Source organism: Nocardioides sp., assembly GCF_004803405.1.
GTDB lineage: Bacteria > Actinomycetota > Actinomycetes > Propionibacteriales > Nocardioidaceae > Nocardioides > Nocardioides vastitatis.
In genome coordinates this window covers 1-600 of record NZ_SSXI01000207.1, presented here as the reverse complement: position 1 = coordinate 600, position 600 = coordinate 1, and the positions used below count along the sequence as shown (strand labels likewise).

Genomic DNA, 600 nt, shown 5'->3' with positions numbered 1-600 from the left:
ACTCGCTAGAGGCTTTTCTCGACAGCATAGGATCATCCACTTCACCACAATCGGCTCGGCATCAGGTCTCACCCACAAGCACGGCGGATTTACCTACCGTACGGGCTACACCCTTACCCCGGGACAACCACCGCCCGGGCTGGACTACCTTCCTGCGTCACCCCATCACTCACCTACTACAAGTCTGGTCCGTCGGCTCCACCACTCCCCCTTGCCCGAAGGCTCCGGGGCGGCTTCACGGACTTAGCATCGCCTGATTCAATGTTTGACGCTTCACAGCGGGTACCGGAATATCAACCGGTTATCCATCGACTACGCCTGTCGGCCTCGCCTTAGGTCCCGACTTACCCTGGGCAGATCAGCTTGACCCAGGAACCCTTAGTCAATCGGCGCACACGTTTCCCACGTGTGAATCGCTACTCATGCCTGCATTCTCACTCGTCAACCGTCCACCACTCGCTTCCGCGGCGGCTTCACCCGGCAGACGACGCTCCCCTACCCATCACAGCGGGCGTTGGCCCTCATGCTGCAATGACACGACTTCGGCGGTACGCTTGAGCCCCGCTACATTGTCGGCGCGGAATCACTAGACCAGTGAGC

The 600-nt window shown here is 59.8% G+C and carries 1 rRNA gene; it reads right to left on the bottom strand.

The window, feature by feature from the left end:
* A 23S ribosomal RNA gene (locus E7Z54_RS14315) occupies positions 1–600 on the bottom strand; the annotation flags it as partial.